Annotated in this window: 6 protein-coding genes; 3 read left to right on the top strand and 3 right to left on the bottom strand. The window is 69.2% G+C overall.

Annotated features, from left to right (window positions below; all coding sequences use genetic code 11):
• Nucleotides 1-75 precede the first annotated feature (75 nt).
• Both ACWFR3_RS46525 and ACWFR3_RS46530 read right to left on the bottom strand, forming a co-directional pair.
• On the bottom strand, nucleotides 76-246 hold the full coding sequence (locus ACWFR3_RS46525) for a hypothetical protein (RefSeq protein WP_055701566.1): 171 nt from the start codon (nucleotides 244-246) through the stop codon (nucleotides 76-78).
• A 197-nt stretch (nucleotides 247-443) separates the two neighbouring features.
• Nucleotides 444-1,913, bottom strand: a complete 1,470-nt coding sequence (locus tag ACWFR3_RS46530; RefSeq protein ID WP_453740778.1) for an MFS transporter — start codon at nucleotides 1,911-1,913, stop codon at nucleotides 444-446.
• Between the two features lie 145 nt (nucleotides 1,914-2,058).
• Between ACWFR3_RS46530 and ACWFR3_RS46535 the strand changes: the two genes are divergently transcribed.
• Nucleotides 2,059-2,622 (top strand): TetR/AcrR family transcriptional regulator, encoded by a 564-nt coding sequence (locus ACWFR3_RS46535; RefSeq protein WP_453740779.1) that lies wholly within the window; start codon nucleotides 2,059-2,061, stop codon nucleotides 2,620-2,622.
• Between the two features lie 64 nt (nucleotides 2,623-2,686).
• On the opposite strand, the gene ACWFR3_RS46540 is transcribed toward ACWFR3_RS46535, so the two are convergent.
• Nucleotides 2,687-3,553 carry a LysR family transcriptional regulator gene (locus ACWFR3_RS46540; RefSeq protein WP_453740780.1) on the bottom strand — a complete coding sequence of 289 codons (867 nt, stop codon included), beginning with the start codon at nucleotides 3,551-3,553 and terminating at the stop codon, nucleotides 2,687-2,689.
• A 95-nt stretch (nucleotides 3,554-3,648) separates the two neighbouring features.
• Here ACWFR3_RS46540 and ACWFR3_RS46545 point away from each other — a divergent pair, with 95 nt between their 5' ends.
• Nucleotides 3,649-3,966 carry a hypothetical protein gene (locus ACWFR3_RS46545; protein ID WP_453740781.1) on the top strand — a complete coding sequence of 106 codons (318 nt, stop codon included), beginning with the start codon at nucleotides 3,649-3,651 and terminating at the stop codon, nucleotides 3,964-3,966.
• A gap of 60 nt (nucleotides 3,967-4,026) precedes the next feature.
• Nucleotides 4,027-4,743: a hypothetical protein gene (locus ACWFR3_RS46550; RefSeq protein WP_453740782.1), complete on the top strand. Its 717-nt coding sequence runs from the start codon at nucleotides 4,027-4,029 to the stop codon at nucleotides 4,741-4,743.
• Nucleotides 4,744-4,801: the final 58 nt, after the last annotated feature.

Below are 4,801 nucleotides of genomic sequence, written 5' to 3' on the forward strand. Positions count from 1 at the left end.
CTCAGGCCGGGCCCACCCCTGTTCACATCCTCATTTCAGCTTCCGCACAACGCCCGTAGGACATTCAGGTGGTCATCACCAGCGGTACCAGCGGCCCTTGCGACCGCCGCTCGCAGCGGGACGGATCACGAAGCCGAGCAGCCACACCACCAGTACGACGACCGCGATCCACCACAGCGCCTTCAGCGCGAAACCCGCACCGAAGAGAAGCAGAGCCAGAAGAAGAACTACAAGCAGGGGAACCATTGTTATTACCTCCTGGCCACCGTGTGCTCTTAACCCCTGCCTACAAACACACAAAAGATGCGTTTTCTTCGCGCGGGGCGGGGCATTCGACCGCGCCCTTAAGTGCCCCCTTCCCCGCCGTCCATGCAGCCGGCGACAGCATGACCCGCCTGGCCCGACCGCACTCACCCATCTCCTGACCAAGCCCCGTGCCGCCGTCAACCGGCCTTCACGGGTGCCTCGTTCGCGGCGGTGACCGCACCGGGACCAGTGGGAGGTTGCGGCGCCGCGGAGCCTTCCGCGGGCTTGGACCTCGCCAGCCACAGGCCGGTGAACGCGGCGGTGGCCAAAGTGACGGCTCCGGCAGTGAGGAAGGCGCTGTTGAGGCCGGTCTCGAAGGAGGCGCCGCCGGATTGCCGGGAGCGGACGACGGCTCCGAGCACCGCCACGCCGAGCACCGCGCCGATCTGCCGGGTGGTACTGCTGATGCCCGATGCGAGGCCGCCTTCTTGCGCGCTGACTGCCTGGATGGCGGCTCCCGTCAGTGGGGACAGGGTCAGGGCGAAGCCGATGCCGACGACTCCCATCCGCCACCACACGTTCCCGTAGCCGGTGTCGGCGTGCACCATGCCGAGCGCGAGGAGTCCCAGGCCCGCCAGGGCCAGACCGGCGGTGACCACGATCCGGAAGCCGTACCGGGCGGCGAGCCGGCCCGCGTACGGGCTGACGACCACCATGGCGAGGGAGAGCGGCAGGGTCTGCAGGCCGGCGCTCAGGATCGAGCTGCCCTGGACGTACACGAAGAACTGGGAGAAGAAGAACGACGAGCCCGTGAGCGCGAACCCCACCACGACCATGGCGGTATTGGACACGGTGAACAGGCGCTGCCGGAAGAGCCGCAGCGGCAGCATCGGAGCGGAGCGGCGCGCTTCGACGGCGACGAAGGCGGCGAGGAGGAGCACCGCGGCGGTGAAGCTGCCCAGGATCACCGGCGACGTCCAGCCACGGGCACCACCTTCGATCAGCCCGTAGGTCATCGCCCCCACCGCCAGGACGGACAGCGCCGTCCCCGGGACATCGATCGCGGGGGCGTTCGGATTGCGAGTCTCTTCAAGGCTGCGCAGACCGACCACCAGCAGGACCACACCGATGGGCAGATTGACCAGGAAGATGGCGGGCCAGCCGAAGGCCTCCGTCAGCACGCCGCCCGCCACCGGGCCCGCGGCCAGACCGATTCCGCTGAGTCCGGCCCACAGCCCGATCGCCTTCATCCGTTCTTGCGGTACGGGATAGGCGGCGGCGAGCAGGGCGAGCGAGGCGGGGCTCAGCGCCGCGGCCCCGATGCCCTGCAGCACGCGGCCGGCGGCCAGCCAGCCGACGGAGGGCGCGAGGCTGCACAGCACCGACGCGACGGTGAACACCGCTACGCCGGTCAGGTACACCCGCTTGCGGCCGAACCGGTCGGCGAAGACACCGCCGGACAGCAGCAGCATGGCGACCAGCAGTACGTACGCGTCGACGATCCACTGCAGGCCGGTCAGCTCAGTGTGCAGCCGGTGCTGCATATCGGGCAGCGCCGCTCCGACGATCGTGTTGTCGAGCAGGACCATGAACTGGCCCAGGCAGGTCACCGTGAGCAGCACGGTCCGGCTCGGTCGACTGCCTACGGCCGCAGGCGATGCAGTCAAGGGGATTCCTCTCAGTTGTCAGTTGCGCCTCTCCATGGCCGACACGGTCAGCCCCGGGCGCACTAACGCAGTCTGCGACTGCGTTAGAGGACTGTAAGGCGGACCGCCCCACAAACGCAAGCACCAACTGCGTTAAGGTGGGGGCATGGACGAGCGACAGCGAACCCGGCGGCCCGGCGGGCGCAGCGCCCGCGTCGGCGCGGAGGTACACCAGGCCGTCACCGACCTGATCGGTGAGCGCGGCTACGGCAATTTCACCGTCGGCGAGGTCGCGGCCCGCGCGGGCGTGGCCGACAGCAGCATCTACCGCAGGTGGGGCAACCTGGAAACCCTGCTCACCGACGTGCTGCTCGCCCGCCTCAACGCGCTGTCACCGATGCCCGACACTGGGAGCCTGGCGGGCGACCTGCGCACTTACGCGGCCCAAGTGGCCCGCGAGATCACCGGACCCGACGGTCTGGCGGTGGTCCGCCTGGCCGTCGTCCTGTCGAGCAACGGCCGGCAGGGCCTGCAGGCGCGTGATGGCATCCTCGCCGAACGCACCCGGCAACTGCAGTCCATGCTCGATCGCGCCCGCGAACGGGGCGAGCGCGCACCCGACGCGCTCGGCGTGCTGGACCACATCATGGCCCCGATGTATATCCGCGTCCTGTTCGGCATGGAGCTCACCCCGGACTACGTGGACGGGCTGGTCGACCGGTTGCTGTGACCTCAACCGTCCCAACAGGAAGTGCCGGAGCGGGGGCAGTACGGAAAGGACGGGCAGTACAGGATCAGCCCTGCGCCGCGTCCACTGCTGAGGCGACGAAGTCCGCGACCAGCCGCCGCCGGTCCTCCTGCGCCCAGGCGAGGACCAGCGCACTGCGCGGCGCGTCGGCCACCGGAACATAGACCAGCCCCGGATGCTGCGGCCGGGCCAGCGAACGCGGCAGCACCGCGATCGCCCGGCCCAGCAGGACCATATGCGTCAGCTCGGCACCGTCGGCGATCTCGGGACCGGACCCGGCGACGGGCTCGAGACCGGGCACACCGTTCCCGCGCACGCCCTTCCAGCGCGGCAACGTCTCGCGGGCCAGGTCGGCGAGGGTCACCTCGCTCTGGCCGGCGAGCCGGTGGTCCGGCGGCAGAATCGCCACCCGGCCCTCGACCAGCAGGACTTCGTGATCCAATCCGGTCAGGTCGTCGAAGGGCACGTACAACAGCGCCACGTCCGCCCGGCCGTCGCGCACATGATCGGCGCGGTCGGTGGACCCGCCGAACACGATGTCCACCTGGCGAGCGTCGGGCCGGCGAGAGTAGGCGGCCAGGATCCCGGACAGCAGGTCCGCATCCCCGCCAGGCTTGATCACCAGACGCAGCCGGGTCTCCCGCTCGCCTGCCCGACGGGCCCTCTCGACCGCCGCCCCGACAGCGAGCAACGCATGGCGACCGTGGAACTGCAGCGCCTCCCCGGCGGAGGTGAGGGCCACATGCCGACTGGAGCGCTCCACCAGCGCCACCCCGAGCCGGTCCTCCAGCCGCCGCACCGCCTTGGACAAGGCGGGCTGCGCGATCCCCAGCCGCTGCGCCGCCCGGCCGAAATGCAGCTCCTCGGCAAGAGCGGCGAAGTACTCCAGTTCGCGGGTCTCCAGCTCGGCCATGCCACCAGATTACTTGCCCCAGCCATTCCCTGAAGGAATGGATTCAGAATCTGCAGATCTTGGACTTCGATACGAAGCACCACTTCAATTGCAGCATGATTCACCACACGATGATCGTCGCCTTCGACGAACCGATTCCCTCTGACGAGCTCGACGAGTACCTGAAGGGGCTCGAGGAACTGACCATGGGCACTGGCATCTTCCAGTCCTTCCACGCCCGCCACCACCTGCCGGTCCCCGGTGACGACCATGCCCCGGTGGCCGTCGCATCCGCCGTCGTTCGGCTCGGCCTGGCCGATCTCGACGCCCTTGACGCCGCCTTCGCCCTGCCCGGCCTCGGCGAGTTCATTGCCGGCTGGCAGGCCCGCCGCCCGTACAAGGCGATCTGGGTCAACCACGAGCCCCTCGCCTGACGGCGGCGGTGCCGATACCGGATCCGGCGGCGAGTTGAGCATCGCTGTGCCGTTGGGCAGATGAGTGAGGTCGGGCATTTCGTGGTCGTCGAAGACCCGCCGACCAGCGGTTTCATCTGCCTGTCAGGCCAACTGCCGCATCGAGCCGGGCAGGTTGGAGAGCTGACGGAATGTGCGGCCCGTGCCGAACCGATGGGCCGGTCAACTGCGCCCGAGGCCGGTGGGTTCCCTGCTGTCTGCGGACGAAGAATCGAACACGCGGAGTTTCACATGGCGTTGCACGGCAACACGGACCGCATGGCTCAAGAGAGAAGACCCTCTGACGACAGCGCCGGAAGCACCCGGCGCAGCACGAAGCAAACAGCCGCCCAAGGGCGGTCCGCTGCGAAGACGGGAGCGCACAAGGTGAACAGCAACGCCACGGCACAGAAGGCGAAGCAGGAATCGGCGCAGGCGGCCGAGAAGGCGAAGGGTTCCGCCGAGGAGGCGGCCGACGCCGCCGGTACCGGTGCGCATTCGCTCGGCCTCGCGACCCAGCGCGCCAAGCAGGCGGCAGCCGCGGGGATCGAAAGCGGCAGCAAGACGGTGGTGTCGGCCACCGGCAAGGTTGCTTCAACGGCAGCCGCCGGCTGGACCCTGGTGAAGAACCGCAAGGCCATAGCCGCCGGGGCGGCCGCCGGTGTGGTCAGCGTGGCCGGTGTGGCTTTCACCGCCGGACGCCGGACAGCGAAGGTCCAGGGCGGACCGCTGACCCGGCTGACCCATGGCCGCATCTGACGCCATCCCCACACCCCCCACTCCAGACGTCAGGGCGGAGAGAAGGCTGAGCCTTCTC

The sequence above is a fragment of the Streptomyces sp. NPDC055189 genome (assembly GCF_053606765.1).